The following is a 24,698-nucleotide window of genomic DNA, read 5'->3' on the forward strand; positions in this document are numbered from 1 at the left end:
TTGAGTACGATTGGAAATTTGGTTCGTGCGGCAGGACGCCGCAGAAAATCGGATGGGGACACACCGGCGAAGGGGAATACGGGCCGGCGCGGCCGTTTGAATCGGGCGTTAGGTCTGGCTCAACCCTGAGTCAATCGGGACAGGCCGTCAAAACGGACGAACAATCACCAACACTGCGATCAGCGCCACGGCAATGCCGGGAATCTCGTTCATGATCCTCAGAGTCCGGTTCTCGAGCGGCCGCATGCCATTGGCCAGCTTCTTGCCATAGGCGCTGATCCAGCCCTGGTAGCCCGACAGGCCCACCACCAGTGCGAACTTGGCGATGAACCAGCCCTGGTGGAACGCATCCACATGGACGGCCAGCATCAGGCCCAGGACCCAGGTCACCAGCATAGCAGGGCCAAGGATGATGGTCCGCGCCCGGTCCTCACGCTCGATCCAGGCGCGGTCCTCGGCTGAGCCGGGGGTCGTCGCATGGTGGTAGACGTAGAACCGTGGCAGCAGGAACAGGCCCGACATCCAGAAGATGACGAACGTGACGTGCGCCGCCTTCACCCATGGATAAGCCGCGCCCAGGAAGCCGATGAACTGACTCATTCCCCGCCCTTCACCTGGCGCATCAACTCCTCGACATGGGCGAGAGGGGTATCCTGCTGAATGCCGTGCCCCAGGTTGAATATGTGGGGGCGGCCGGAAAAAGCGTCAAGGACGCGCTGCACCGCGTCCGAAAGTGGCGCGCCGCCACCGATCAGCGCCAACGGGTCGAGGTTCCCCTGCACCGGCATGCCTTGCGGCAGTTCGCGGTTCGCCCAATTGGGGTCCGCAGTCTCATCCACGCCGATCGCATCCACGCCAGTCTCGCGCGCATAGGCTCCGAGCTTGCCCCCGGCACCTCGCGGGAAGCCGATCACCGGGATCTTGGGATGGCGCTTTTTGAGCTCCGCCACGATCCAGGCAGTGCGGGCGATGACGAAGCGCTCAAACTGTGCCGGCGCGAGGCTTCCCGACCAGCTGTCGAATAATTGCACCGCATCGACGCCCGCTTCGATCTGGCCGCTGAGATAATCGACCGTCACCATTGCGATCATATCGAGGATGGCATCGAACTTGCCGGGATCGGAATAAGCCAGGCGCCGCGCTTCGGCCTGCTCGCGGCTGCCCTGGCCGGCGATCATGTAGGTGGCGACGGTCCAGGGACTGCCGGCAAAGCCCAGGAAAGTCGTCTGGGGCGACAACTCCGCCTTCACCCGTCGCACCGTCTCATAGATGGGCTGGAGGCGCTCCATATGCGGTTCCAGGTCCCGCATGCGCGCATCGAGCATCGTCGGCGCCAGTCGCGGCCCTTCGCCGGCGACGAAGCTCAGTTCCTGTCCGATCGCGAACGGGACGATGAGAATGTCGGAAAACAGGATTGCGCCGTCGAGCTGGGGGTAACGACGCAGAGGCTGGAGCGTGACCTCCGCCGCCGCCTCACTGTCATAGACGAGGTCGAGGAAGCCGCCCTTGTCGGCCCTCAACGCGCGATATTCGGGCAAGTAGCGGCCGGCCTGTCGCATCATCCAGATGGGTGGCGGGTCGCGGCGCTCACCCTTGAGCACGGCGAGCAATGGCTTGTCGCTCGGGCTGGGAGGAACGGACTCTGGCAAGGGCGCCAACCTCTTTCTTTCTTAGATATATATTTAAAGGAGAGATGATGTTGTTGATGGGGCCGAAGTCGCGGGGTTTAAGCAGGCCTCCGCGATTTGCCAACAGAGAGGCAAAAGGCGCGAATCGCGCGATTCCGGCGAGTCGCGTGGCGCCACTCCCATGATTCACAGCTTGGGGGCGATTCCTCTCTGCCTGTGGGCGGAATCGGGAGCCGAACCCGGCTTATGCTGCGGCGCACGCAGGTTTGGAGCGTCCCCACTTCCGCGCTAGGGCAGCGCACTGGCTTATCCACAGGGTTATTCCTCTCGCGCCATGACACTGATCCTTGCCTCTTCCAGCGCCATAAGGCGTGCCCTGCTGGAGCAAGCGGGCGTCTCCTTTAGGGTCGAGCGACCCGATGTCGATGAAGCGCGGATCGAGGCGACCCATGCCGGCCATGACTTCGAACTGGCATTGTCGCTCGCCGAAGCCAAGGCCGCCGAGGTCAGCACCAGGCACTCTGGCGACTGGGTCATCGGCGGCGATTCCGTTGTGTCGGTCGAAGGCCGGCGCTTCATGAAGCCGCGGGATCGTGACGATGCGGCCGACCATCTCCTTCACTTCTCAGGAAAGGCGATGCGGCTGGTGAGCGCCGTCGCGCTGGCCCGCAATGGCGAACTCGAGTGGAATCATATTTCGGATGCCGTCTTGCACTTCCGACCACTGAGCGAGGAATTCATCCAGGCCTACCTGGACGCGGAATGGCCCGATGTTTCCTATTGCGTCGGCGTGTTCCGAATGGAGGGACTCGGCGTCACCTTGTTCGACGAGGTCGAGGGCGATCATTTCACGATCCTTGGCCTGCCGCTACTGCCTCTGCTCGGCGCGCTGCGCGAGCGCGGCCTGATGGCGTCATGACGTCAAACCTTGGGTTCGCTGAGGTCATTGGCGATCCGATCATCCAGTCGAAATCGCCGGCGATCCACAATTTCTGGCTCGCGAAGCTGGGACTGGCAGGCGAATATAGATCGACGAGAGTCACCCGTGACGGGCTCGAGGACTTCATCGCCGGTCGCCGCCAGGATCCGGCGTGGCGCGGTTGCAATGTCACCATGCCGCTGAAGCTGGACGCTATCATGCTGGCGGAGGAAGCCAGCGACCGGGCAATCGCGGCCGGCGCCGCCAACCTGCTGGTTGCCAAGGAGGGCAAGCTGCTGGCCGGCAATACCGACGTCGGCGGCGTACTGCAGGTCCTTGGCACGCGGATGAAGCAGGGTGTTCCCGGCGGCATTACCCTGCTCGGCAATGGCGGAGCAGCTCGCGCCGTGCTCGTTGCGGTGCGCACTTTGGGATACACGGGCGTCAGGATTCAAGCACGGGACATGTCAGCGGCTTACAAGCTCGCAGTCGAATTCGGGCTGGCGATCGAGCCATCGCCTTTCGACCGGCCGATCGACACCGAGGGTCTCATCAATGCCACCCCGCTCGGAATGGTGGGCGTCGAGCCCTTCACCATCGACATTTCGCGCATGCCGGCCAAGGGCTTCGTCTTCGACCTGGTGACCGACCCGGTCGAAACGCCGTTGTTGAAGTCGGCACGCGAGCGTGGGCTGGCGGCGACGGACGGGATCGCCATGCTCGTCGAGCAGGCCGCGGCGAGTTTCATGCTATTATTCGGGGCTCAGGCGCCGCGGCAGTTCGACGGCGAGTTGGTGAAGGCACTCAGGCCATGATCAAGATTGCGCTCACCGGCTCCATCGGCATGGGCAAGTCGACGGTCGCGGCGATGTTCGCCGAAGCGGGAATTCCAGTTTTCGATGCCGATGCGGAAGTGCGCCGCATGCAGGGCCCGGGCGGTAGCCTGGTCGGACCGATCGGCCAGCGTTTTCCCGACTCCGTGGTTGACGGCGGCGTCGACCGGGAACGGCTTTCGGCACTGGTGCTGGCCGACCGCGACGAGCTGGCTGCACTGGAATGTATCGTCCACCCGGCGGTGGCGCAGGCTCGCGAGGACTTCATCGAGGCGAACCGACATGCGCCGGCTTTGTTGTTCGAAATTCCACTGCTGTACGAGACTCACGGCGAGAGGGCCTTCGACAAGGTGGTTGTCGTCTCCGCTCCGGCCGAGGTTCAGCGCGAACGCGTCATGCAGCGCGACGGCATGACCGCCGCCAAGCTTGAAGGGCTGTTGGCGCGACAGCTTCCCGACGAGCAAAAGCGCGAGCGAGCGGACTTCGTGGTCGACACCGGCGTCAGCCACGAGGAAACCCGCAATCAGGTCAGGACTATCCTTGCTTGCCTCGGCCTCTCCGGAGCGCGATAAGCACGATATGCGGGAAATCATTTTCGACACGGAGACCACCGGCCTCAACCCGGCGGGTGGCGACCGACTGGTCGAAATCGGCTGCATCGAAATGATCAACCGAGTCGAGACCGGCCGCACGTACCATGCCTATTTCAACCCGCAGCGGCCGATGCCGAGCGAAGCTGAGGCGGTGCACGGCCTCTCCGACATTTTCCTCTCCGACAAGCCACTCTTCGCCGACAAGGCGGAGGAGCTGCTGGAGTTCATCGCCGATTCGCCGCTGATCGCGCATAACGCGAGCTTCGATTTTGGCTTCCTGAATCACGAGCTGGAGCGCTGCGCCCGCGATCCCGTCTGTCTCAGCCGCATGATCGATACTCTGGTCCTGGCGCGGTCAAAGCATCCTGGCGCCAAACACAGTCTCGATGCCCTGTGCACGCGTTTCGGCGTCGACCGCAGCCAGCGCGTCAAGCACGGCGCCCTGCTCGATGCCCAGCTGCTCGCCCAGGTCTACGTAGAGCTCACGGGCGGCCGTCAGATCGGCCTGTCGCTTGGTGCGACGACCGCTGCTGTCGAGATTGAATCCGTCGCGACCGTGCAAGTGGAACGAGTCGTGCGTGAACCGCGCCCGCATGCGCCTTCGGAAGAGGAACGGACGCGGCACCGCAGCTTTATAGCTAAGCTGACCAGTCCTTTGTGGGAGCGTTTCCTCGCTCCGATTTGACGGCAGCGCGGACGGCGGCTTTTTCGCCGCCCGCTGGACGCAGAAAGGAACGCAAAAGGTGCAGGTTCGAGTGGCGGGCCATCAGGTCGAAACCGGCGAAACTTTGCAGTCGAGGGTGAACGAGCGGATCGAGGCGATTGCCGACAAATATTTCGATCGCGCCATCACCGCCAACGTCACGTTCGGAAAGGGCCCGTACGGCGATTTCACCTGCGAAATTGTCGCACCTGTTCCCCAGGGCGTGGTGTTGAAGGCATCGGGTCGGGCGGACGAAGCCCGCATTGCTTTTGAAGGTGCCGCTGAAAAGATTGAGCGGCAGTTGAGCCGCTATATGAAGCGCCTTCGCGAGCGCCGAAACGGCAATGACAACGCCGTTCCCGAACTGGTCGAGGATGCCGGCTACACCATCTTCGCGCCGCCGCAGCCGGCGGAAGAACCGCCGACGAGCCCGGCGATCATAGCCGAGACTCGGGTCGACATTCCCGACGCTACGGTATCGGACGCGGTGATGATGCTCGACCTCAGGAACACCAATGCGCTGATGTTCAAGAACATGAAGAGCGGCGCACTGAACATGGTCTATCGCCGAGACGATGGCACGATCGGGTGGGTCGAACCGCGCACGGAATGACATTCCGCCACGTCGGTCCTAAATGACGATCCGGCGCGTTATTGCCGGTCCTTTGAAGAATGTCCTGAACGATGCATCTCACCGACTTTCTCGACTTCGAAGCCATTCGTGTCGGACTGCCAGGCGGCAACAAGCGCAAGCTGCTGCAGATGCTTGGCCAGATGGCGGGAACGCGCCTGGAACTTGAACCGGACGCGATCATCGAAACGGTCGCGGAACGCGAGCGCCTGGGCTCGACTGGGTTCGGCAATGGCGTCGCCATTCCGCACGGCAAGGTCGACGGACTGAAGCGTATCTATGCGATGGTCGCGCGCCTGTCCGAACCACTCGATTACAAGGCGATCGACGGCCAGCCTGTCGACCTTGTCTTCCTGCTGTTGTCGCCGCCCGAAGCGGGGGCAGAGCATCTGAAGGCGCTGGCCGCGGTCAGCCGCGTCGTACGCCACGGACCGACACTGGAGAAACTGCGGGGCGCACGCAGCCGGGACGCTTTCGCGGCCGTGCTCATGGGTGCCGACGAGCGCGATGCCGCCTGAAGCGACGGGCGCCGAGGCCCATTTGCGCGCGCTCGAGGCGCTTTATGATTCGGCGCCGATCAACCACCTGTTCGAATCGCGGATCGAGCTGCCCAAGGCGGGCCAGTCCCTGATCAAATTTGAGGTGAAGGGCGACGCTTTTCACGCCGCCAACGCCGCGCACGGCACCCTCTATTTCAAGATGCTGGACGACGCCGCCTTTTACGCGGCCAATGGCCTGGTCAGCGACCGGTTCCTGCTGACGACCGCCTTCAACTTGCACTTCACAAAGCCGTTGAAGGCAGGCGGGGCCGTTGCAGAGGGCCGCTGGATTTCGGGTCGCCGCCGCGTATTTGTCGCCGAGGCGCGGATTGTCGATTCCTCAGGTGAAGAGTGCGCACGCGGTACCGGCACATTCCTCCGCTCGCACATCGCGCTGACCAGCCTCAAGGGATATCGCGCGTCTTGAGTGAGCGGCTGCCGTCCGGGGTGGAGGTGTCGGCGCTGATCCGCCGCGTGCAGGGAGAAGGCGGGTTCGCTTCCATCCTCCACAAAGGGGATACTGATCGCGGCACCATCAGCCTTTTGATCGCAGAGCGCGGCGAAATGCGGGCCCTGCTGGAGCGACGCATGGCAGCCGACTTTTCCTATCGCTGGACGGAAGTTCCTTCATCTGTCGTGGAAGAAGGCTCGGATTGGCGCGAATGGGTGAAAAAAGCGTCCCAGATCGACCCGGATTGCTGGATTCTGGAACTGGACATCGCGGATGCGCAACGATTCATCGCTGAAACGACCGCTGCGGGTTGATACTTAGGGAATGCCAGCCGAAACGGGGGCAACACCAGAGCGGGGGGCACCCATCCGGCAATTCGGCCTTTGAGGTGCCACGCAGACGGTAAGACGCCCAGGCGCACAAAAGGGACGCGTTAGATTGTCCCAGCGCTAGTCGGGCCGACGACCGCCACAAAGATCAAGCTTAATGACGTTTTCCATCCGGTCGGCCATCACCGTGCTCGCCGCGCTGTCCGCTTCATCGGTCGCGCCGGCACAGGTCACTCAGGACGCTGAGCCGCTGATCGCAGCAGGTTCCGGCGTGATGCCCGTCCCGGCTGTCGTCCAGACGCTCGACAATGAAATGCTGACATCGCCCGATCCTCTCGCTCCGTTGGCGAAGGAGGACGGCGACGATTCGGACCAAGACAATGACACGGCCAAGCCGAGCATGGATTTGGCCAGCCTCGTCGCCCAGTACCGCAATGACGATCCCGGCAGCCGCGAACGCGAGTGCCTGGCCGTCGGCATCTATTTCGAATCGAAGAGTGAGCCGCTGGCTGGCCAGCTGGCCGTCGGCGAAGTGATCGCCAACCGCGCGCACAGCGGCGGCAGGTTCCCCTCGTCTTATTGCGGAGTGCTCTTCCAGCGCGGCCAGTTCAGCTTCGTGTCCGGGCGTTCATGGCCTGCGATCGCGCGGAGCAGCCGCCAATGGCAAAATGCGGTTGCGATCGCCCAGATCGTCGATCAGGACCTGAAGGATTCGGCAGCTCCCGGCGCCTTGTTCTTCCACGCCAAGCGCGTGTCGCCGCACTGGCGCCTGACTCGCGTTGCCAGCATCGGCAACCACGTCTTCTACCGCTGATTGAGGGCTAAAACGGGGACTCGCTAATCCTCTCGGATTGGCTGCGTTCCCGTTTTATTCTAATCAGGGCGTATGAGTTCCGCCCCGATTCCCGATTGCTTCGTCGACCAGCCTCCCGTCGCCGCCGAAGTTGCGCGCGGCGTCACGCGGCTGTTTTGCCGGCGTGACTGGTTCGCCATGTGCGAGGTTCCGCTGCCAAACGGCCGGCGCGCGGACCTCATGGCGATCGACTCGAAGGGCCAGCTGGCGATCGTCGAAATCAAGGTCAGCAAGGCGGATTTGGTCGGCGATGCCAAATGGCGGGACTATCTCGACTATTGCGATCGCTTCTTCTGGGCGGTGCCGGAACACCTCTGTGCGATCCTCGAGAGCGAGCATTTCCTGCCGGGTGAGGCGGGGTTGCTTGTTGCCGACCGCTATGACGCGGTCATCCTCCGCGAAGCCATGGACCGCCCGCTGGCGCCGGCCCGGCGAAAGGCGGAGACCTTGCGCTTTGCACGCCGTGCAGCACGGCGCCTGTCGGCGCAGATCGATCCGACGCTCGGCGAAGGAAGCTAGGGCCTAACCGGACCTACGGTCGCCTTCTTGGCTGATTTCACGGTCTCGATCAGCGTAACGATGTCTTTCGACCGATTGTCGCGTTTCGCATATTCGCGAGCAGTGTAGCCGCTCGCATGGTCCGCCAGGTCCGGGTCCGCGCCGGCCTCGAGGAGCATCTTGACGATTGGGGACTGGCGGGCCTGGACCGCCACGATCAGCGCCGTCTCTCCAAGCTTGTTGGTCTTATCCACCTGCGCATGTTTCATCAGCATGCGCGCCGCGCCTTCGGTAAAGCCGATGCGCGCGGCAATGATCAGCGGCGTGTCGCCATTCTTGTCGCCGATGTCTGGATCGGCATCCTTTGACAGCAGGAAGCCCACCCAATTCGGGTTGCGATTGTGCATGGCGATGTGGAGCGCGGCATCGCCGTCGCCGCCACGGTAATTGACCACGGTCGAGCCAGGCTTGTTGATAAGCTCGAGAGCCTTGCCGCCATCGCCGTCGTGCATTGCCTTTACGAACGCCTCGCCGTCGGATCCCCCATATTGTGCAGCGGTGGGGGCCGACGCCAGCAAAGCCCCGGCTATGACGAAAGATCGGACGAGACGATGCATACTTACCAAACCCCGTTTGCTCTTGATTGCGCTTCCTTGGCACCGCATGGCTACACCGTCGATGAACGAGCGAAAACCCTTTTGGGAAAAGCCCTTGTCCGCGCTCGATCGCGGTGAGTGGGAAGCCCTGTGCGACGGCTGTGGTCGCTGCTGCGTCCATAAGCTCGAGGACGAGGACACCGGCGACCTCTACGCGACCAATGTCGCCTGCGAACTACTCGACCGTCGCAACGGCCGTTGCACCGATTACGCGCATCGCAAGAAGCGCGTCGCCGACTGCGTCGTCTTGAAGAAAGACAAGCTTGAGGAGCTTGAATGGCTGCCATCGACCTGCGCCTACAAGTTGCGTGCGGCGGGAGAACCACTGCCCGACTGGCACTATTTGATCTCGGGTAGCCGCGAGACCGTGCATGAGGCGGGGCAGTCGACCCGTGGCTGGACGGTCAGCGAAGTCGATGCGGGCGACCTGGAGTGGCACCTTGTCGACCGGCCGCTCTGAATCCCTGTTCCACGACCCTCGACTACCATTGCCGATTGCGATTCGGGTTCATCCACGCGCCCGACGCTTGAAGCTGAGGCTGGACGAACGACGCGAGCTGCTGTTGCTGACGGTGCCGCCACGCGGAAGCCGGCGATCCGCGCTTGACTGGGCGGCCAGCCAGCGCGCCTGGGTCGATGCCCAGCTCTCGAACAGAACGGCCCCTGTCGGCTTGGCTCCGGGCGCAATGATTCCCGTGGAGGGTTCGGAAGTGCGGCTCGAATGGATCGACGGCGGGCCGCGCACCCCTGCGTTTGCAGTAGGAAGACTCTCCTGCGGTGGCCCTGTCGAGTCCTTTCCCCAACGGATCGAGCGTTGGCTTCGGACTCGAGCGCGTGACCTCCTCTCGGACGACACCGCGGATTGTGCCCGGCGCGCCGGTGTCAGTGTTCGCCGCGTGAGCATCGGCGACGCTGGGTCCCGCTGGGGCAGTTGCTCAGCCTCGGGCAGCATCCGCTACAACTGGCGGTTGGTGCTTGCCCCGCCAGCGGTTCGCCGCTGGGTGGTCGCGCATGAGGTCGCGCACCGCATTCACATGAACCACGGTCCGGCCTTCAAAGCGTTGGAGGCGGAGCTGTTCGAGGGCGACGCCGAAACGGCGCGGCTATTGTTGCGACGGATCGGGCCGGGGCTGAAGCGGATCGGCAGCGTTTGACGGTGGCTGCTGCTGCGGCGGCGGCGGCGGCGGCCGTTGTTCACGGGGTGGCAGCGGGCTGTTGAAGATCCGGTCCAGTTCGGTCTGGTCCGGCGCGCCCTGCTGGCCAGGCTGAGGCACGGGTGCCAGCGGGTCAGACGGCGGCGCTATGCTCATGCCATTCTCATCGACCTGGGCATTGCCTTCATATTGATAGGGCGCGTCCCAGCCCTCTTCGTCCGGCTCGAGCTGCCAGTCGGGCATGGGAACATTGGTTTCGAACTGCTCGACCGGGCGATTGGCGACGGCGGCGGACATGAAGCTGGCGAACGCGCGCGCCGGTGCGGTGCCGCCCTGCAGGCCAGGGATTGCCTTTGCGTCGTCGCGTCCCATCCAGACGCCTGTTGTAAGTCCGCTGGAGAAACCGATGAACCAGCCGTCGCGGTTCGACTGCGTCGTGCCGGTCTTGCCGGCCACCGGGCGCCCGATGTTGGCGGCACGACCGGTCCCGGACAAAACCGCCGACTGCAGCAAGTCGGTCATACCGGCCGCGACCCACGGCGCGACCAGCACGCGGCCTTCTGATCGATCATGCTGGTAAAGCAGCCGTCCGTCGGCGGTGACCACCTTGCGGATTGCATAGGGCATCACCGAAACGCCGCGATTGCTGACGGATGCAAAGGCTCGCGTCATATCGATCAGCCGGACATCGCTCGTTCCCAGCACCATCGACGGATAGGTCGAAATCTTGCTGCCGATGCCGAAGCGCTGCGCCATGTTGGCGATGGTGCTGAAGCCATATTGCTGGCCGATCTGTGCGCTGATCGTGTTGATCGAGCGGGAAAACGCCTCGCGCAGTGTCACCGTGCCGGCGAAGCTGCGGGTCGAGTTGCGTGGCCTCCAACCATCAATGTCGACCGGTTTGTCGACCATCGTGTCGGTCGGCTTCATGCCGTTCTCGAGCGCGGTCAGGTAAACGAACAGCTTGAACGAGGAGCCAGGCTGGCGCTCGGCCTGGGTGGCCCGGTTGTAGATGGAATCGACATAATCGCGGCCACCGATCATGGCTCGGACGGCGCCGTCCCGGTCGATGGAAACGAGTGCACCCTGCGCCCCACCGGGCGCGAAGCCATTGATGGCGCGGTCCGCCGCCGCCTGCATGCGCGTGTCGAGCGTCGTCCAGACATCGATCGGCTCGGACGAGTCGTCGATCAACGTATCGAGCTGGGGTAGCGCCCAGTCGGTGAAATAGCGAACGCTGTTCTGCTTGGCCGCGGGTTGGACCCGGATCGCCGCGGTGTCGACGCCTGCAGCCGCGGACGGCGAGAGGAAGCCATTCTCGACCATCGAATTCAAGACTACGCTGGCGCGGCCACGGGCGGCTTCGACGTCCGCGGTCGGCGAATAGTTTGACGGCGCTTTGACGAGGCCGGCGATGATCGCCGCTTCGCCAAGGCTCAAATGATCGGCGCCATGGCCGAAAAAGGTGCGGCTGGCCGCATCGATGCCGTAGGCGCCGCCGCCGAAATAGACGCGATTGAGGTAAAGCTCGAGGATTTGGTCCTTCGAATATTTCCGCTCGAGCGCGAGAGCTAGCACGCCTTCCTTGATCTTGCGGCCGAAGGTGCGGCTGTTGGTCAGGAAGATGTTGCGCGCGAGCTGTTGGGTGATCGTAGAGCCGCCCTGCCGCCAATGTCCGGTCTGGACACGAACCTTGACGGACCGGGCCATGCCGATCGGATCAACGCCGAGGTGGCTGCGAAATCTTTTGTCTTCGACCGCGATCATTGCCGAGCGCATCGTCGCCGGAATCTCGTTGTAGGTAAGCCAGCGGCCGAGATTTGGGCCCATCGACACCAGCACCGTTCCGTCGGAGGCGCGGACGCGGATCATCTGGCCGAGGTTGCTGCGCTTCGTCAGCTCGCCATAATCGGGCAACTGCCCGACGGCGACGAAGACGGCAATGCCAAGCGCCAGGACGCCGAGGACGCCTACCGCCAGCACATATTTCAACGCGGTCTTGAACAGTCCGCTCTTGGTCTTGGCGGTTCGGGCCATGCAGTAGAATCGATAGAAAGCTTGTGACTGCGCCGCAAGCGGCAGGCGTCCACGGCTGCTGCATTCATGGTGAAGGGCGCCTTAACCATTTGGCAAAGCTGTCCGGCGTAGGGCTCATCCCATGACGGGCCGACGTATTGCCCTGCTGTCGTTTGGCGCCCTGCTTGCCGGGGCGCTTGGCATGTCCGGGCCGGCACCGGCTCAATGCCGTCTTTGCGCGACTCCCTCGACCCAGACGATCACGAGCGCCGATTCGGACAATATGCGCATTGAGATCGAGGCCAGGCTGGACTTCGACCAGCTGGTCGTTCGCGACAATAGTCCGGGGTCCGTCCAGTTGCAGCCGGACGGCTCATCGACGATATCGGGATCGGTCGGCGCCATATCCGGTCGCGCAATGGTCGGCACGGCGATGGTCCATGGTGAGCCGGGCCGGTTCGTGCGGGTCGATATGCCAACCGCAATCACGCTCCACGGAATTCGCGGCGGGACGATCCGGCTCGATTCGCTGGTCACCGACCTGCAATCGGCGCCGAGGCTCGATTCGGAAGGCATGCTGCAATTCCGTTTCGGCGGCGCGCTGCACATTGAATCCAATGCTGACGGCGACTTCCGCGGCGACATCCCGATCACGGTTGATTACCTCTGAGGAACAGACTGGTCCGGAACGGTGGAAAACCTAACAGTCCTTTAACCATGTCGCTGAGCAAAGCCGTAAGCGGTCTAGGTTAATTCCGAAATCACGGATGGACGGGTCGACCGTCGGCCCGTTCTATTTTGGAATCACGTGGGGAAATTGCCATGACCAAGTTTGTGAAGATTGCGGCCGTTGCCGCTGCTCTGCTGGGCACCGCCCCGGCGTTTGCCGCGACGTCGGTTACCGGCGCTGCGCCGTCGGCCACGGCTCGCATCATCCGGCCGTTGACGCTGACCGCCACCGGTTCGCTCAACTTCGGCACGATCGTTATGAACAATGTGACCGCCAACCGCACGGTTACGGTCAACCCGGACGGCTCGATCACCTGCGCCGTCGAGCTGGTGTGTGACACGACCGGTTCGTTCGTCACCTACAATGTGACGGGCACGAACGGCCAGACCGTCAACATCATCAAGAACACCTCGACGCTGACCGGTTCGAACTCCGGTTCGCTGACGCTGACCCCGGTCGGCGCCAACAGCGTTGTGCTGACCAACTCGGGCGCCCCGGGCAAGGACTTCCCGATCGGCGGCTCCATCGACATTGCTCCGACCACGATTGACGGCGTCTATACCGGCACCGTCGACGTCCAGGTCGACTACAACTAAGCCGCAGACCAGGAGGCCGGTTCGCCGGCCTTGCGCGAGGGGCCGCCGGAGCGATCCGGCGGCCCCTTTTTTCATACCTGCCGCATTCGGCGGCAATACGGCTTATGGTTAGCCCAAAATAAACCATTTCCGGTCAATGTTCCCTCCGAAACGGATCGTTCGGAGTTGGCTTACATGACCATCGTAAATCGGATCGCCGCCGCACTCGCTTTGCCGCTGGCCCTGTTGTCCTCGATTCCCGCCCAGGCCGGCATCGGCGACCTGCTGGTCGCTCCGACCCGCATTATCCTCAATGGCTCGCGGGGAGCCGAAGTTGTCCTCAGTAACATTGGCGACGAGGTGGCGACCTATCGCATCTCTGTCGAATTCCGGAGGATGAAGGAGGACGGCAGCCTGGAAGAGGTCGCCCAGCCCAATGATCGGGAAAACGCCGCGAAGGACATGATCTTCTACGCGCCGCGCCGGGTGACCATCGCACCCAACGAACCGCAAACCATCCGCATTTCCGCTCGCGCCCCCCAAGGGCTGCCCGACGGCGAATATCGTGCGCACCTGCTGTTCCGCGCCGTCCCCCCGCCGCGCCCGGTCACCGCGCCCAGGGAAGTGAAGGGCATCGCGTTCGAGCTGATCCCTGTCTACGGCGTTACCATCCCCGTCGTCATCCGAATGGGCAACCTGCAGGCGAAAGCCGGCATCGCCAATGTCCAATTGACCCAAAAAGATGGGAAATCCGCCGTTTCCTTGGACCTTACGCGGGCCGGCGATCGATCCGTCTTCGGTGATGTCCGTGTTTTCAAGGCCGGCGTGAAGGACCCAATCGCGATCCAGCGCGGGGTCGCCGTCTACACCGAGGTTGGCGTGCGGCACATGACCATTCCGGTCAATCCAGACTATGCCGGGCCCGCCGCCGGTCCGGTCACCGTCGATTTCGTCGAAAGCAGCGACGCCGGCCCGGTCTCGCTCGCCGAAACCAAGACGGTCCTCCGCTAGGTTCTCGGGAGGACGGGGGAACGGCCGTGGGCCGCATCCGCGACTGGGGGCGCACCGCGCTTACCTTCATGGCGCTGGCTTCTGCCGGCGCCATTGGCGCGTCTACACCTAATCTCAGCGGATGGGCGGCCGAGCCGGATGACCAGTTCCTCCTCGATGTCAGCATCCGCCAGCAACGCCTGGGCGACGGTGTCCGCGCCTATCCGACGCCCGAAGGGACCTGCATCATCCTCGGCGACTTCCTGACCACGCTCGACGTGCCGATGCACATCGATCTCGATTCGAAGACGGCCAAAGGCTGGGCCTTCAAGGAGGCGAATCGGATCTCTATCGACCGCGCGGCCGGCAAGGTGCAGTTCGGCACGCTGAGTGAAACGCTACCCGCCGGCGCCATCCGCGACGTACCGGAAGGCTGGTGCGCCGACACCAATGCGCTCAGCCGCTGGTTTGGGATCAAGGTCGTGCCAAGGACCGGCGGATCGGTTCTTCTCCTTGAATCACAAGCGAAATTGCCGGTCGAAGAAGCCATCGCGCGACGGAAGCGGGCAGCTTCGATCAAGAAGAATGCGTCCCTTGAGCTTTCGTCGCTGCCGCAGGTCAAGCTGCCTTACCGCCTGTGGCGCGCGCCGGCGCTCGACTTTGTCGTCAGCGGCGGCGTCACCTATCGCGCCTCGACCGGGACCGAGATCGACCGCCGTGCCGCCGTCTACGCTGCAGGCGAGATCGCAACCTTGTCCTACACCGCCCAGGTCGGCAGTGACGACAAGGGCGAACCCCAGGTTTTCCGTTTCCGAGCCTTCCGGTCCGACCCCGACGGTGGCCTCCTGGGTCCGCTCAATGCGACCCATTTCGAGGTCGGTGACGTCACCGGCCATGACGACAAGCTGCTTGGTCCGGGAATCAACGGCCGCGGTGTCGCTGTCACCAACCAGCCGCTGTTCCAGCCGGCCGCTTTCGACCGCACGCGATTCGAGGGCGATTTGCCGGCGGGTTGGGAGGCGGAAATCTATCGCAACGGCCAATTGTTGGGCTTTGCCGAGGCGGGCGATGACGAGCGTTACCATTTTGACGACGTCCAGCTGGTCTATGGCGACAACCAGGTCGACATCGTCCTCTACGGGCCGCAAGGGCAGATTCGGACGCGGACTGAAAACGTCAACGTCGGCCAGGACAACGTCCCCAAGGGCGAGACCTGGTACTGGGCCGGCGTCAATCAACCCGGCAAGGATATTATTAATTTTCAGGATGTTACCGACGATCCCAACAGGCCGAACCTTCAGGCAACGGTCGCTGTCGCGCACGGCATTGACGCCAAGACGTCAGTTGCGCTGCTGGTCCAGGCGGTCATGCTCGACGATGAGAACCTCACCTATGTCGAGGGTTCGGTGCGCCGTTCCGTCGGCCGGGCGCTGGTCGAAGTCTCGGCTGCGCGCGATACAAAAGGCGGCACCGCAGCCCGCGCCCAGGTCCTGACCAAGCTCGGCGACGTTGCGCTGAGCGCCGAAGCCATCGCTACCAACAATTTCCGTTATGAAGGCGACAGGCGCGAGAGCGTCCACGAAGCGCGGCTGTCCGCCGATGCGCCCATCAAGATCGGCCGTGCCAGCATCCCGGCCCATGCCGACGTCCGTTACACAGAAAAAGCAGATGGCACCTCCTATCTTGAGGCGGCCGGGCGATTGTCCACGCATATCAACCGTTTCAACCTGTCTGGCGAAGTTCATTATCTGCGAAATTATGCGTCTACCGACAGCGGGCCGGATCCGCCCGGCGAACTCGAGACCTCGTTGATCGGATCGGGCCGCGTTGGCCCGGTACGGTTGCGCGGCACGGCGACCTGGGAGTTCCAACCTCAGTCGCGGTTCAAGAACGCGGAAGGTTCCGCATATTGGTCGGCGTCGCAAAACGCAGATTTCGAAGCCGGCGTGTCTTACGATGCGCTGACCCGTGTCGCGCGCGCCCGGCTGACGCACATCCGCCGTTTCGACACCATGGCTTTGTCCGTCACCGGTGAAGCGGCGAGCGACGGCGCGCTGGCGCTGGGCTTCAACCTCAATTTCTCGCTCGATCCGAGCCACGGATTCGGCTTGTCCCGACAGACGCTGGCCAATGCCGGTGCCGTAAAAGCGCGTGTTTACCGTGACTTGAACGACAATGGCCGCCGCGACCTCGATGAGCCGCTCGAAAAGGGCGCGCTCATCACCACCGGCTCCCGCCTGGCGGAGCACGGCACGGACGCGCACGGCGAAGTGATGGTCGCCGGGCTCTCCAATTACGTTCCGGTGGCGGTCGGGATCGATACGTCCAGCCTGTCCGATCCCATGCTTGCGCCCCGCCAGGCGCTACAGGTGGTCACGCCGCGGCCGGGCATCGCCGCCGAGGTCGACATTCCGCTGGTCGGGGCCGGCGATATCGAGGGCGCGATCGTCCGTGACGGCGGGGATGGGTTCGAGGGGCTTGATGTCGAACTGCTCGACGCATCCGGCAAGGTTGTCGCGACCGCCCGGACCGACTTTGACGGCTTCTTCCTCTTTGAGAGGGTCGCCTACGGCCACTATGGCGTGCGGATTGCCGCTGAATCCGCCCGCGTCGCCAAGGTCGCCCAGGCGCTGAGCGCCTCCGCCGACATCACCAGCGCCAGGCCGGTCGTCCGGATGGGCGCCATTCGGGTAGTTCCCGCACAGCAAATCGCCAGCGCAGACATGGTTAAAGAGTCGTCTAACACGACTTTGCACTAGGCTTCACGAGATTGCGACGCAGTTGCAGGAATATTCCGCAGCAACACTCAGTCGGTTACACCGTTGCCTTTTGTAAGAGGAGCACACGGTCCGACATTCCCCCGGAATGCCGGCTGGGTGTGCTGGTGCGGTCGAGAAGACTCGAACTTCCACGGCCTTTCGGCCACAGCGACCTCAACGCTGCGCGTCTACCAATTCCGCCACGACCGCACTCGTGAAATGCGCCGCACTGAACCGCGCGGCGCCTTGGCAGGACGCGGCCCCTAGCAAAGCACTTCCCGCCGCGCAATGGCACCGCTTCCGTCCCATTCGGGGACAAATGGTAAACAGCCTGCTTACCACACTGACTGCGGTGCTTTATGCCTGCCGCCATGTCCATTTGGCTCGCCTTGCCGCTGATGGCAGCCGGTGCCGGCGCACCCGTCCCTACGGATGTCACGCGCAGCCCGGTCACGGCCAGTGCTCGGGCGACCGTGATCATTCTGTCGGGCGCCAAGATTTCCCTGAGCGAGGCCCCACAACCGGAGGGCTACAAGGTGACGGCGGCCGTGATTACCGACCAGGACGGCAATCGCCGTCCAGCCAAACTCGTGGAATTCCAGTAATTTAGGCTAGGCGTTATTCTCGCCGAGCGTGACTCGCAGGTAGACGCCGCCCTCGGGTACGTCGACTTCGGCACTGTTGAAGCTGGCGCTTGCGCCCGGCGCCAGCGTTGCCGCCGGCCGTTCGATCATCCAGCTGTAGACCACTTTCTTGCGAGAGGCATCGAGAAGCTCGGCCTTGATGGGCGGCACCGCCTGGTCCTTGTCGGTCGGATTGATGACCCGGCCGCTCACCGCGAACAATTGGTTGCCGCTGGCCAGGCGCTGGCGGTCGTTATTGGTGACCATGACCTCCAGGTCGGTATCTCCCGTCGCCAGGCCAAGTCGTTCACGGACCGCGTCAGGGGCCAGGAACCAGCCGGCGGCAGCGAGAATGGCCACGACCAGCAGGATCCACACCAGCACCGGAACACGCCGCTTATGGGCGCCGACCGGCTCCGGTTCGTAAAATGGTTCGAATTCCTGGACTTGCTCGGCGCCAGCAACCCACTCGGACGCGGGTTCCGGGCCCAAAGCGGCGGCAGCTTCCGCGCCGGTCACCCGGTCCTCTTCGCCCGCCCACTCGTCTCGCTCTGGCGGCGCCGCCGGATCGGACTCGCCGACCGTGTCCGCAGCCTCGGCCGCGACCTCATGCTCGTCGGCAACCGCCGCAGTTTCTTCGTCGCTTGCCAGTTGCGCTTCCTCATAGGCGCGCTGCTCGGCTTCAGGTCCACTGCTCGGATCGATCATCGCCGCTTCGGCAATGCTCTGCTCTTCGGGGTCCGGCACATTGGACGTCTCAGGATCCTGGTGCCAGCTATGCTTGCATGATGCGCAGCGGACCTGGCGCCCGCCGGGCGGGATGGCGCCGTCCTTGACGACATAGCGGGTGTCGCAGGCTGGACAGGTGAGGATCATCTTGGGCCGAATACTCCCCTGTTCGGTGAATCCATCTGGTAAACAGCATGTTGCCGCCATTGGCAAGGCGGGCGCGCCTGTGCGAGGAACAGCTTTGAGCGCAGCGCGCGAGTAAGGGGTTGGGGAAGCTGGCAACGATCGTCGAATTCGACCGGGTAGGCCTTCGCTACGGGACTGGCGCGGAAGTGCTCCGCGACCTCGACTTCCGGCTGGCCGCGGGCGGCTTCTATTTCCTCACCGGCCCGTCGGGCGCCGGCAAGACGTCGCTTTTGAAGCTTCTTTATCTAGCCCAGCGACCGACGCGCGGCCGCATCCAGTTGTTCGGCGACGAGTTGACGGACGCCCCGCGGGAAGCACTGCCGCCCTATCGTCGGCGCATCGGCATCGTCTTCCAGGACTTTCGATTGATCCGGCATTTGTCTGCCTTCGACAATGTCGCCTTACCGCTGCGGATCGCCGGCAAGCCGGAAGCGGAAGTCGAAAGCTCGGTGCGGGAGATGCTGGCCTGGGTTGGTCTCGCCGACCGGGCCAGCGCTCGCCCGCCAACGCTGTCGGGCGGCGAGCAGCAGCGTGTCGCCATCGCCCGCGCCGTGATCGCCCGGCCGGAGCTGTTGGTCGCTGACGAGCCAACCGGCAACGTCGATGCCGAAATGGCGAAGCGCATCCTGCACCTGCTGACGGCGCTCAACCGCCTCGGCACGACGATCATCGTGGCGACCCACGATATTTCGCTGATCACCGCGACGCCGGGCGCCCAAATGATCCGGCTCGACAATGGCGCAATGGTTGATCCGACCGGTTCGCTGAAGAACCCGCCGGCACAGATGGGCCGCGCCGATGCTTGACTGGGTCCGCGCGACACCGGCCGAACGGCGGCTGCTCCCCGGCGGCCGGATGCAGGGTCCGACGCCCTGGGTGATCGCCATCATGATGTTCGTGATGGTCGTCATCGCCGCGGCCGGATTGTCGCTGGCGAATGCTGCGGGCGTCGTCTCGCGCGGCGTCGAGAACCGCTATTCGGTGCAGGTTGCCAACGGCGCGGCCAGGGCGCCGGCCGCAGAGGCCGCGCTGCGCAACGCGCCAGGGGTCGCGGCTGTCCGCCCCGTCCCTGAGACCGAGATGCGCAAGACTCTCGAACGCTGGCTGGGCCCCGAAGGCGCCAAGGCCGACTTGCCCTTGCCGGCATTGATCGATGTCGACCTCAAGCCCGGCGTTTCGCCTCAAGCCATTGCTACAAAGGTAGAAGCCGCAGTCCCGGGCGCGCGTTTTGTCGCCCATAGCGCGACCTTGAAGCCGATGTTGCGCGCGATCCATTCGCTGACATGGGTCGCTTTCGCCATTGTCCTGATGATCGCTTTGGCAACTGCGGCAGCAGTCGTGCTTGCCGCACGCAGTGCACTCGCGGCCAATCGCCCGACGATCGAGGTCATGCATGGTGTCGGCGCCACCGATGACCAGGTCGCCCGCCTGTTCCAGCGCCGTATCGCCATCGATTCCCTGAACGGCGGCGCTGCCGGGGCACTGGCAGCCGGCGTCGTGCTGCTCGTCATCGCCGGTGGCCGGGCCGCTTGGGTGGAAGATGTCGCCGGCGGCCCGCTTCTGACCTTCCTCGATCTCGTTGCCCTCGCTCTACTGCCCCTGCTCGGCACATTGCTGGCGACCCTGGTTGCGCGCATCGCCGTGCTTCGCGCATTGCGGGAAGCGCTATGATCCTGCGCTTCGGCTCGTTGCTGTTGATCCTGTACGGCCTGGGCTTCGCTTTGTTCGGAGTGACCCTCGGCAAGCCGGCCAAGGATAAAGTCGCAAACACCGACGGAATCGTCGTCATCACCGGCGGTGCGGGGCGCATCGAACATGGCGTGGAAATTCTCTCGGAGGGCAAGGGGCAGCGGCTGCTGGTCGCCGGCGCGGACCCTTCCGTCACCAAGGCCGATCTCGTCCATCGCCTCGGCGGCAGGAAAAAGCTCGTGCAATGCTGCGTCGACCTCGGCTCGGAATCGGTCGACACCCGCTCTAACGCCGAGGAAACGCGCCGCTGGCTGCAGAAACAGCATTTCCACTCGGTTCGCCTGATCACCAGCGACTGGCACATGCGCCGCGCCCGCTACGAGTTCCGCCGCGTTCTTGGTGAAGACTTCAAGGTCGTGCCCGATGCCGTTCGCACCGAGCCGGGTTTCATGACCTTGTTCGCCGAATACAACAAATACCTCCTGCGCCGGGTCGCGGTCTGGCTCGACATCTGATGACCTTGATCCGCTCGCTGCTGTTCGCTTTCCTCTTCTATCCCGGCACCGCGGTTTACGTGACGGGGGTGATCCTCCTATCGCCGTTCGGCGACCGCACCGTCCGCGCCATCGTCCACGGCTGGTCGGACTATCATCACTGGCTCGTCCGCAACGTCCTCGGCATCCGCATGATCTTCGACGGCCATGTTCCGGAAGGCGCCTACCTTATCGCGGTCAAGCATGAGGCGATGGTCGAGACGATCGAGGGCCTGCGCCTGGCGCGCACCCCGGTCGTGGTCATGAAGCGCGAGTTGACGCAAATCCCGTTCTTCGGCTGGGTGACACGACGCTATGGCGTCATCGGTGTCGATCGAGAGGCCGGGGCCAAGGCTCTCCGTACGATGCTGGCCGAGGCAAAGCAGGCCGCGGAGCAGCGCCGCCCCGTCATCATCTACCCCGAAGGTACGCGCGTGCCGCATGGCGAGAAGCCTGATCTCAGGCCCGGCTTTGCCGGCCTCTACCGTGCGCTCGGGTTGCCCGTGGTGCCGGTCGCGCACGATAGCGGCCGGCTGTGGAGCCGCGGCCTCGTCAAGCGGCCCGGCATCATCCGTTTCAAGGTCGGCGAAGTCATCCCCTCGGGCCTGAAGCGAGAGGAGATCGAAGCCCGCGTGCGCGACGCGATCAACGCCCTGAACGACTAGCTGCGGAGCTTCGCGCCCAGTTTCTCGGCCGCACCGACGATTGTCTTCGAAATCTCGGCGATCTCGGCCTCGGTGAAGCTGTGTTCGCCGGGTTGCAGGACAACCTCGATCGCCAGGCTCAACTCACCGCCCTCCGGCTGGTAGCGATCGAACACCCTGACGTCGGTGATCGCCTGCTTGTCGGCACCGCGAATGGCACGGACCAAAGTGTCCGCCGCAAGCTCGCCCGGCACCACAAACGCATAGTCGCGAGTCACCGACTGCAGCGCGGGCGGCGAATAAGCGACGCGGGCATGGCCGCTCGACCGCGCTTCGGGAATGGCGTCCAGATAGATTTCCGCGGCGACCGTTCCCGGCAGTCCGCGGGCGATCGAAGGGTGCAGCTCACCGAAAACGGCCAGCACATTCTTGCCAAGGCCCAACTTGGCCGATCGGCCTGGATGCCAGTTTGGTCCGGCGTCCATCGTCAGCTGCAAGCTCTGCACGGGTGCTCCGGCAGCTTCCAGCAGCGCCAGCGCCTCGCCCTTGGCGTCGTGGGCGCTGAAGTCCTGCGGCTTGCCGGCGATCCAGCTGCGCGGCGTCTTGTCGCCGGCCAGGATGAAGCCCGCGGTGCGGCGCTCGCCTTCCTGCAAATAGCGTCTGCCGATTTCGAACAGCCGGACGCTCGCCGCGCCGCGATCGAGGTTGCGGCGCGCAGCAGCGATCAGTCCCGGCAGCAGCGACGGGCGCATATGGCTCATGTCGGCGCTGATCGGATTGGCGACCACGTCAGCGGCACCGCCGAACGTGTCAGCTTCCTCTTCGCTGATGAAGCTCCAGGTGACGGCTTCCTCGAACGCGCGTGCGGCGGCGGTTCGGCGGATGCGGCGCTCGGCGACCTGCGCCTTGGTCGCGACCGGCTTGGCGACGCCATCGGCGCGCGGCAACGCCGTCGAGGGGATTGCGTCGAGCCCGACCATCCGCGCGACTTCCTCGACGAGGTCGGCGGGCCCGTCGACGTCACGCCGCCAGCTCGGAACCGTCGCCTCGCCATTCGCAACCTCGAAGCCAAGGCGTTCGAGGATGGCTTCCTGCTCATCCGCGGGCACATCGAGACCGCCCAGTGACAAGGTGCGCGCCGGATCGAACTTCACGCGCTTCTCGGCAACCGGCGCCTCGCCGGCGCGGACAACACGGCTCGCTTCCCCGCCGCAGATGTCGAGGATCAGGCCGGTCAGGATGGCCAGGCCATCCTCGAGGAATGCCGGGTCGACACCGCGCTCGAAGCGGGTGCGCGCATCGCTGGTTAGCTGCAGCTTCTGGCCGGTGCGGGCGATCCGGTCCGGATCGAAATAGGCGATTTCGAGCAGCGTGTCGGTCGTCGTGTCGGCGACGCCGCTATGCTCGCCGCCCATGATCCCGCCGATGTCGTGGACCTGCGCCTCATCGGCGATCACGGTCATCGTGTCGTCGAGCACATACTCTTTCTCGTTGAGCGCCAGCACCTTCTCGCCGTCTTTGGCGCGCCGGGCGGTGACGGCTCCGTTCAGCTCCTTCAGATCGTAAGCGTGCGCGGGCCGCCCGAGGTCGAGCATCAAATAATTGGTGATGTCGACCAGCGCCGAAATCGGCCGCTGCCCCGCGCTCTTGAGGCGTTGCTTCATCCACTCGGGCGAAGCGCCGTTGGTGATGCCGCGCACTGTCCGGCCGAAGAAGGCCGGGCAGCCTTCCGGGTCCTCGGTGCGAATGTCGACCGGGCAATCGAAACTGCCCTCGATCGCCGGCACATCGAGCGGCTTCAGCGTCCCAAGCCCTGCTGCCGCAAGGTCGCGGGCGATGCCGCGCACGCCCATACAATCCTGGCGGTTGGGGGTGATGGCGACGTCGAACACGGCATCGTCCAGCCCGGCCCATTCGGCATAGAAACGTCCGACCGGCGCATCCTCGGACAGCTCGATGATGCCGTCATGCTCTTCGCCGAGCTGCAACTCGCGAACCGAGCACATCATGCCGCGCGATTCGACGCCGCGGATGGCGGCGATCTTCAGAATCATGTCGCTGCCCGGCACATAAGCGCCCGGCGGACCGAAGACACCGACCAGCCCGGCTCGCGCATTGGGAGCGCCGCAGACCACCTGCACCGGCCCTTCGCCGGCATCGACCGAAAGCACCTGCAGCTTGTCCGCCTGCGGGTGCCGCTCGGCAGACAGCACCTTGGCGATGCGAAATGGCCCCAGCGCCTCCGCGGGGCTGGAGACGCCTTCGACCTCGAGGCCGATGGCGGTCAGCCTTTCTGCCACCTCATGCGGCAAGGCCTCGGTGTCGAGATGCGCCTTCAGCCAGGACAAGGAGAACTTCATGCGCCCACTCCTGCGCTGAGGGTGGGCACGTCGAGGAAGCTGAACCCGTAATGCTTCAGCCAGCGCAAATCGCCGTCGAAGAAGGCGCGAAGGTCATCCATCCCATATTTCAGCATCGCCAGCCGGTCGACGCCGGTGCCGAAGGCGAAGCCCTGCCATTCGTCAGGGTCAAGTCCCGCGGCGGCGATCACGCGAGGATGGACCATGCCGCTACCCAGCACCTCCATCCAGCCTTCCTGACCGCCGACGACGCGGCGGCCCTTCTCCATCGACCAGCCGATGTCGATCTCGGCCGACGGCTCGGTGAAGGGGAAGTAGGATGGGCGCATGCGGATGGCGACGTCATCGCGCTCGAAAAAGGCCTTGAGGAACGTCTCCAGGGTCCACTTGAGATGTCCCATGTGAATATCGCGGTCGATGACCAGGCCCTCGATCTGGTGGAACATCGGCGTATGGGTGGCATCGCTGTCGCTACGATAGACGCGTCCCGGCGCGATGATCCGCAAGGGTGCGCCCAGCGCCTGCATAGACCGGATTTGCACCGGCGAAGTGTGGGTGCGCAGCACGCGCGGCTCTTCGCCCTCATTGCGCGGCTGGACGTAGAAGGTGTCCTGCATTGCCCGGGCCGGATGCGCCTCCGGCATGTTGAGCGCGGTGAAGTTGTGCCACTGATCTTCGATCTCCGGCCCTTCGGCGACGGCGAAGCCGAGGTCGGCGAAAATCTCCGCCAGTTCATCCATGACCTGGCTGACCGGATGAACGCTGCCGACCGGGATGGCGTCGGAGGGAAGCGACAGGTCCACACGTTCCGTCGCCAGCCTTTGTTCTAGCACCGCCGCTTCCAGCGCGTCCTTGCGGGCGGCAATGGCATTGCTGACCGCCTCGCGCTGGGCGTGAATCTTCGGAGCTTCCTTCGTCCGGGTATCCGCGTCCATCGCGCCCAACGATTTCAGCAGTGCGGTAATACTTCCGGATTTGCCCAGCGCCGCCACGCGCAGCGCATCGAGCGCCTGCAGGTCGGGCGCGTCTTGAATTTGCTTGATCAGGTCATCGGCCATTGCGTCGCGGCTCTAGCAA

At 64.2% G+C, this 24,698-nt stretch carries 28 protein-coding genes and 1 tRNA gene; 21 read left to right on the top strand and 8 right to left on the bottom strand.

The window, feature by feature from the left end:
• Nucleotides 1-147: 147 nt before the first annotated feature.
• Both LZ536_RS07945 and hemE read right to left on the bottom strand, forming a co-directional pair.
• A complete protein-coding gene (locus tag LZ536_RS07945) occupies nt 148-600 on the bottom strand; it encodes a CopD family protein (RefSeq protein WP_249847883.1) in 453 nt (150 codons plus the stop codon).
• On the bottom strand, nt 597-1,658 hold the full coding sequence (gene hemE, locus LZ536_RS07950; protein WP_431357921.1) for a uroporphyrinogen decarboxylase: 1,062 nt from the start codon (nt 1,656-1,658) through the stop codon (nt 597-599). Before hemE ends, LZ536_RS07945 begins: the two co-directional genes overlap by 4 nt.
• A 304-nt stretch (nt 1,659-1,962) precedes the next feature.
• Here hemE and LZ536_RS07955 point away from each other — a divergent pair, with 304 nt between their 5' ends.
• The 10 genes from LZ536_RS07955 to LZ536_RS08000 all read left to right on the top strand — a co-directional run bounded on the left by LZ536_RS07955 (nt 1,963) and on the right by LZ536_RS08000 (nt 7,998).
• A complete protein-coding gene (locus tag LZ536_RS07955) occupies nt 1,963-2,547 on the top strand; it encodes a Maf family protein (RefSeq protein ID WP_249847887.1) in 585 nt (194 codons plus the stop codon).
• Nucleotides 2,544-3,362, top strand: a complete 819-nt coding sequence (locus LZ536_RS07960) for a shikimate dehydrogenase family protein (RefSeq protein ID WP_249847889.1) — start codon at nt 2,544-2,546, stop codon at nt 3,360-3,362. The genes LZ536_RS07955 and LZ536_RS07960 overlap by 4 nt, the downstream gene beginning before the upstream one ends.
• Nucleotides 3,359-3,952, top strand: a complete 594-nt coding sequence (gene coaE, locus LZ536_RS07965) for a dephospho-CoA kinase (RefSeq protein WP_249847891.1) — start codon at nt 3,359-3,361, stop codon at nt 3,950-3,952. Before LZ536_RS07960 ends, coaE begins: the two co-directional genes overlap by 4 nt.
• Nucleotides 3,953-3,959: 7 nt before the next feature.
• Nucleotides 3,960-4,658, top strand: a complete 699-nt coding sequence (gene dnaQ / locus LZ536_RS07970) for a DNA polymerase III subunit epsilon (RefSeq protein ID WP_249847893.1) — start codon at nt 3,960-3,962, stop codon at nt 4,656-4,658.
• A 58-nt stretch (nt 4,659-4,716) separates the two neighbouring features.
• Nucleotides 4,717-5,289 carry a ribosome hibernation-promoting factor, HPF/YfiA family gene (gene hpf / locus LZ536_RS07975; RefSeq protein WP_249847895.1) on the top strand — a complete coding sequence of 191 codons (573 nt, stop codon included), beginning with the start codon at nt 4,717-4,719 and terminating at the stop codon, nt 5,287-5,289.
• A 71-nt stretch (nt 5,290-5,360) separates the two neighbouring features.
• On the top strand, nt 5,361-5,825 hold the full coding sequence (locus tag LZ536_RS07980; RefSeq protein WP_249847897.1) for a PTS sugar transporter subunit IIA: 465 nt from the start codon (nt 5,361-5,363) through the stop codon (nt 5,823-5,825).
• Nucleotides 5,815-6,273, top strand: a complete 459-nt coding sequence (locus tag LZ536_RS07985) for a PaaI family thioesterase (protein WP_249847899.1) — start codon at nt 5,815-5,817, stop codon at nt 6,271-6,273. Before LZ536_RS07980 ends, LZ536_RS07985 begins: the two co-directional genes overlap by 11 nt.
• Nucleotides 6,270-6,611, top strand: a complete 342-nt coding sequence (locus LZ536_RS07990; protein WP_249847901.1) for a DUF1491 family protein — start codon at nt 6,270-6,272, stop codon at nt 6,609-6,611. Before LZ536_RS07985 ends, LZ536_RS07990 begins: the two co-directional genes overlap by 4 nt.
• Before the next feature lie 172 nt (nt 6,612-6,783).
• On the top strand, nt 6,784-7,440 hold the full coding sequence (locus tag LZ536_RS07995) for a cell wall hydrolase (RefSeq protein WP_249847903.1): 657 nt from the start codon (nt 6,784-6,786) through the stop codon (nt 7,438-7,440).
• A gap of 72 nt (nt 7,441-7,512) precedes the next feature.
• Nucleotides 7,513-7,998: an MmcB family DNA repair protein gene (locus LZ536_RS08000; protein ID WP_249847905.1), complete on the top strand. Its 486-nt coding sequence runs from the start codon at nt 7,513-7,515 to the stop codon at nt 7,996-7,998.
• On the opposite strand, the gene LZ536_RS08005 is transcribed toward LZ536_RS08000, so the two are convergent.
• Nucleotides 7,995-8,594 carry an ankyrin repeat domain-containing protein gene (locus LZ536_RS08005; RefSeq protein ID WP_249847907.1) on the bottom strand — a complete coding sequence of 200 codons (600 nt, stop codon included), beginning with the start codon at nt 8,592-8,594 and terminating at the stop codon, nt 7,995-7,997. The two genes, LZ536_RS08000 and LZ536_RS08005, sit on opposite strands and share 4 nt — an antisense overlap.
• Nucleotides 8,595-8,655: 61 nt before the next feature.
• Between LZ536_RS08005 and LZ536_RS08010 the strand changes: the two genes are divergently transcribed.
• Nucleotides 8,656-9,093: a YcgN family cysteine cluster protein gene (locus tag LZ536_RS08010; protein WP_249847910.1), complete on the top strand. Its 438-nt coding sequence runs from the start codon at nt 8,656-8,658 to the stop codon at nt 9,091-9,093.
• The gene (locus tag LZ536_RS08015) at nt 9,050-9,787 is read left to right on the top strand and encodes a M48 family metallopeptidase (protein WP_249847912.1); all 738 of its coding nucleotides are present in this window, start codon (nt 9,050-9,052) and stop codon (nt 9,785-9,787) included. Before LZ536_RS08010 ends, LZ536_RS08015 begins: the two co-directional genes overlap by 44 nt.
• Here LZ536_RS08015 and LZ536_RS08020 read toward each other — a convergent pair.
• On the bottom strand, nt 9,737-11,824 hold the full coding sequence (locus tag LZ536_RS08020; protein WP_249847914.1) for a transglycosylase domain-containing protein: 2,088 nt from the start codon (nt 11,822-11,824) through the stop codon (nt 9,737-9,739). The genes LZ536_RS08015 and LZ536_RS08020 overlap by 51 nt on opposite strands.
• A 121-nt stretch (nt 11,825-11,945) precedes the next feature.
• Here LZ536_RS08020 and LZ536_RS08025 point away from each other — a divergent pair, with 121 nt between their 5' ends.
• The 4 genes from LZ536_RS08025 (at nt 11,946) to LZ536_RS08040 (ending at nt 16,857) form a co-directional block, all read left to right on the top strand.
• Nucleotides 11,946-12,473: a DUF4402 domain-containing protein gene (locus tag LZ536_RS08025; RefSeq protein WP_249847916.1), complete on the top strand. Its 528-nt coding sequence runs from the start codon at nt 11,946-11,948 to the stop codon at nt 12,471-12,473.
• Between the two features lie 152 nt (nt 12,474-12,625).
• The gene (locus LZ536_RS08030; RefSeq protein ID WP_249847918.1) at nt 12,626-13,129 is read left to right on the top strand and encodes a DUF4402 domain-containing protein; all 504 of its coding nucleotides are present in this window, start codon (nt 12,626-12,628) and stop codon (nt 13,127-13,129) included.
• Between the two features lie 174 nt (nt 13,130-13,303).
• The gene (locus LZ536_RS08035; protein WP_249847919.1) at nt 13,304-14,119 is read left to right on the top strand and encodes a fimbrial biogenesis chaperone; all 816 of its coding nucleotides are present in this window, start codon (nt 13,304-13,306) and stop codon (nt 14,117-14,119) included.
• Between the two features lie 26 nt (nt 14,120-14,145).
• Nucleotides 14,146-16,857: a carboxypeptidase regulatory-like domain-containing protein gene (locus LZ536_RS08040; protein WP_249847921.1), complete on the top strand. Its 2,712-nt coding sequence runs from the start codon at nt 14,146-14,148 to the stop codon at nt 16,855-16,857.
• Between the two features lie 123 nt (nt 16,858-16,980).
• Here LZ536_RS08040 and LZ536_RS08045 read toward each other — a convergent pair.
• Nucleotides 16,981-17,067: transfer RNA gene (locus LZ536_RS08045), tRNA-Leu, on the bottom strand.
• Nucleotides 17,068-17,228: 161 nt separating this feature from the next.
• Between LZ536_RS08045 and LZ536_RS08050 the strand changes: the two genes are divergently transcribed.
• Nucleotides 17,229-17,462, top strand: coding sequence for a hypothetical protein (locus LZ536_RS08050; RefSeq protein WP_249847923.1), 234 nt, complete (start codon nt 17,229-17,231; stop codon nt 17,460-17,462).
• 6 nt (nt 17,463-17,468) lie between these two features.
• On the opposite strand, the gene LZ536_RS08055 is transcribed toward LZ536_RS08050, so the two are convergent.
• Nucleotides 17,469-18,356: a zinc-ribbon domain-containing protein gene (locus LZ536_RS08055; protein WP_249847925.1), complete on the bottom strand. Its 888-nt coding sequence runs from the start codon at nt 18,354-18,356 to the stop codon at nt 17,469-17,471.
• 128 nt (nt 18,357-18,484) lie between these two features.
• Between LZ536_RS08055 and ftsE the strand changes: the two genes are divergently transcribed.
• Genes ftsE through LZ536_RS08075 form a run of 4 tightly spaced genes read left to right on the top strand, consistent with a single transcriptional unit; the run spans nt 18,485 to nt 21,282 of the window.
• Nucleotides 18,485-19,201 (top strand): cell division ATP-binding protein FtsE, encoded by a 717-nt coding sequence (ftsE, locus tag LZ536_RS08060; RefSeq protein WP_249848590.1) that lies wholly within the window; start codon nt 18,485-18,487, stop codon nt 19,199-19,201.
• A complete protein-coding gene (locus tag LZ536_RS08065; protein WP_249847932.1) occupies nt 19,194-20,066 on the top strand; it encodes a cell division protein FtsX in 873 nt (290 codons plus the stop codon). The genes ftsE and LZ536_RS08065 overlap by 8 nt, the downstream gene beginning before the upstream one ends.
• Complete coding sequence (locus LZ536_RS08070; protein WP_249847933.1) at nt 20,063-20,599, top strand: YdcF family protein; 537 nt, start codon at nt 20,063-20,065, stop codon at nt 20,597-20,599. Before LZ536_RS08065 ends, LZ536_RS08070 begins: the two co-directional genes overlap by 4 nt.
• Complete coding sequence (locus LZ536_RS08075; RefSeq protein WP_249847935.1) at nt 20,599-21,282, top strand: lysophospholipid acyltransferase family protein; 684 nt, start codon at nt 20,599-20,601, stop codon at nt 21,280-21,282. The genes LZ536_RS08070 and LZ536_RS08075 overlap by 1 nt, the downstream gene beginning before the upstream one ends.
• Here LZ536_RS08075 and pheT read toward each other — a convergent pair.
• Both pheT and pheS read right to left on the bottom strand, forming a co-directional pair.
• A complete protein-coding gene (pheT, locus tag LZ536_RS08080; protein ID WP_249847937.1) occupies nt 21,279-23,621 on the bottom strand; it encodes a phenylalanine--tRNA ligase subunit beta in 2,343 nt (780 codons plus the stop codon). The two genes, LZ536_RS08075 and pheT, sit on opposite strands and share 4 nt — an antisense overlap.
• Nucleotides 23,618-24,679 carry a phenylalanine--tRNA ligase subunit alpha gene (gene pheS / locus LZ536_RS08085; protein WP_249847939.1) on the bottom strand — a complete coding sequence of 354 codons (1,062 nt, stop codon included), beginning with the start codon at nt 24,677-24,679 and terminating at the stop codon, nt 23,618-23,620. Before pheS ends, pheT begins: the two co-directional genes overlap by 4 nt.
• Between the last annotated feature and the right edge of the window lie 19 nt (nt 24,680-24,698).

The sequence above is a fragment of the Sphingomonas alba genome (genome assembly GCF_023516555.1).
Lineage (GTDB): Bacteria > Pseudomonadota > Alphaproteobacteria > Sphingomonadales > Sphingomonadaceae > Sphingomicrobium > Sphingomicrobium album.

Coding starts and splice junctions, on each gene's coding strand:
- LZ536_RS08025 (WP_249847916.1), top strand. CDS start 11,946: ATGACGGGCCGACGTATTGCCCTGCTGTCGTTTGGCGCCCTGCTTGCC.
- LZ536_RS08005 (WP_249847907.1), bottom strand. CDS start 8,594: ATGCATCGTCTCGTCCGATCTTTCGTCATAGCCGGGGCTTTGCTGGCG.
- LZ536_RS08065 (WP_249847932.1), top strand. CDS start 19,194: ATGCTTGACTGGGTCCGCGCGACACCGGCCGAACGGCGGCTGCTCCCC.
- LZ536_RS08015 (WP_249847912.1), top strand. CDS start 9,050: ATGCGGGCGACCTGGAGTGGCACCTTGTCGACCGGCCGCTCTGAATCC.
- LZ536_RS08050 (WP_249847923.1), top strand. CDS start 17,229: ATGTCCATTTGGCTCGCCTTGCCGCTGATGGCAGCCGGTGCCGGCGCA.
- LZ536_RS07995 (WP_249847903.1), top strand. CDS start 6,784: ATGACGTTTTCCATCCGGTCGGCCATCACCGTGCTCGCCGCGCTGTCC.
- LZ536_RS08055 (WP_249847925.1), bottom strand. CDS start 18,356: ATGATCCTCACCTGTCCAGCCTGCGACACCCGCTATGTCGTCAAGGAC.
- coaE (WP_249847891.1), top strand. CDS start 3,359: ATGATCAAGATTGCGCTCACCGGCTCCATCGGCATGGGCAAGTCGACG.
- LZ536_RS07955 (WP_249847887.1), top strand. CDS start 1,963: ATGACACTGATCCTTGCCTCTTCCAGCGCCATAAGGCGTGCCCTGCTG.
- LZ536_RS08075 (WP_249847935.1), top strand. CDS start 20,599: ATGACCTTGATCCGCTCGCTGCTGTTCGCTTTCCTCTTCTATCCCGGC.
- dnaQ (WP_249847893.1), top strand. CDS start 3,960: ATGCGGGAAATCATTTTCGACACGGAGACCACCGGCCTCAACCCGGCG.
- LZ536_RS08035 (WP_249847919.1), top strand. CDS start 13,304: ATGACCATCGTAAATCGGATCGCCGCCGCACTCGCTTTGCCGCTGGCC.
- pheS (WP_249847939.1), bottom strand. CDS start 24,679: ATGGCCGATGACCTGATCAAGCAAATTCAAGACGCGCCCGACCTGCAG.
- LZ536_RS08030 (WP_249847918.1), top strand. CDS start 12,626: ATGACCAAGTTTGTGAAGATTGCGGCCGTTGCCGCTGCTCTGCTGGGC.
- LZ536_RS08010 (WP_249847910.1), top strand. CDS start 8,656: ATGAACGAGCGAAAACCCTTTTGGGAAAAGCCCTTGTCCGCGCTCGAT.
- LZ536_RS07945 (WP_249847883.1), bottom strand. CDS start 600: ATGAGTCAGTTCATCGGCTTCCTGGGCGCGGCTTATCCATGGGTGAAG.
- LZ536_RS07960 (WP_249847889.1), top strand. CDS start 2,544: ATGACGTCAAACCTTGGGTTCGCTGAGGTCATTGGCGATCCGATCATC.
- LZ536_RS08020 (WP_249847914.1), bottom strand. CDS start 11,824: ATGGCCCGAACCGCCAAGACCAAGAGCGGACTGTTCAAGACCGCGTTG.
- LZ536_RS08070 (WP_249847933.1), top strand. CDS start 20,063: ATGATCCTGCGCTTCGGCTCGTTGCTGTTGATCCTGTACGGCCTGGGC.
- LZ536_RS08000 (WP_249847905.1), top strand. CDS start 7,513: ATGAGTTCCGCCCCGATTCCCGATTGCTTCGTCGACCAGCCTCCCGTC.
- LZ536_RS07985 (WP_249847899.1), top strand. CDS start 5,815: ATGCCGCCTGAAGCGACGGGCGCCGAGGCCCATTTGCGCGCGCTCGAG.
- pheT (WP_249847937.1), bottom strand. CDS start 23,621: ATGAAGTTCTCCTTGTCCTGGCTGAAGGCGCATCTCGACACCGAGGCC.
- LZ536_RS07980 (WP_249847897.1), top strand. CDS start 5,361: ATGCATCTCACCGACTTTCTCGACTTCGAAGCCATTCGTGTCGGACTG.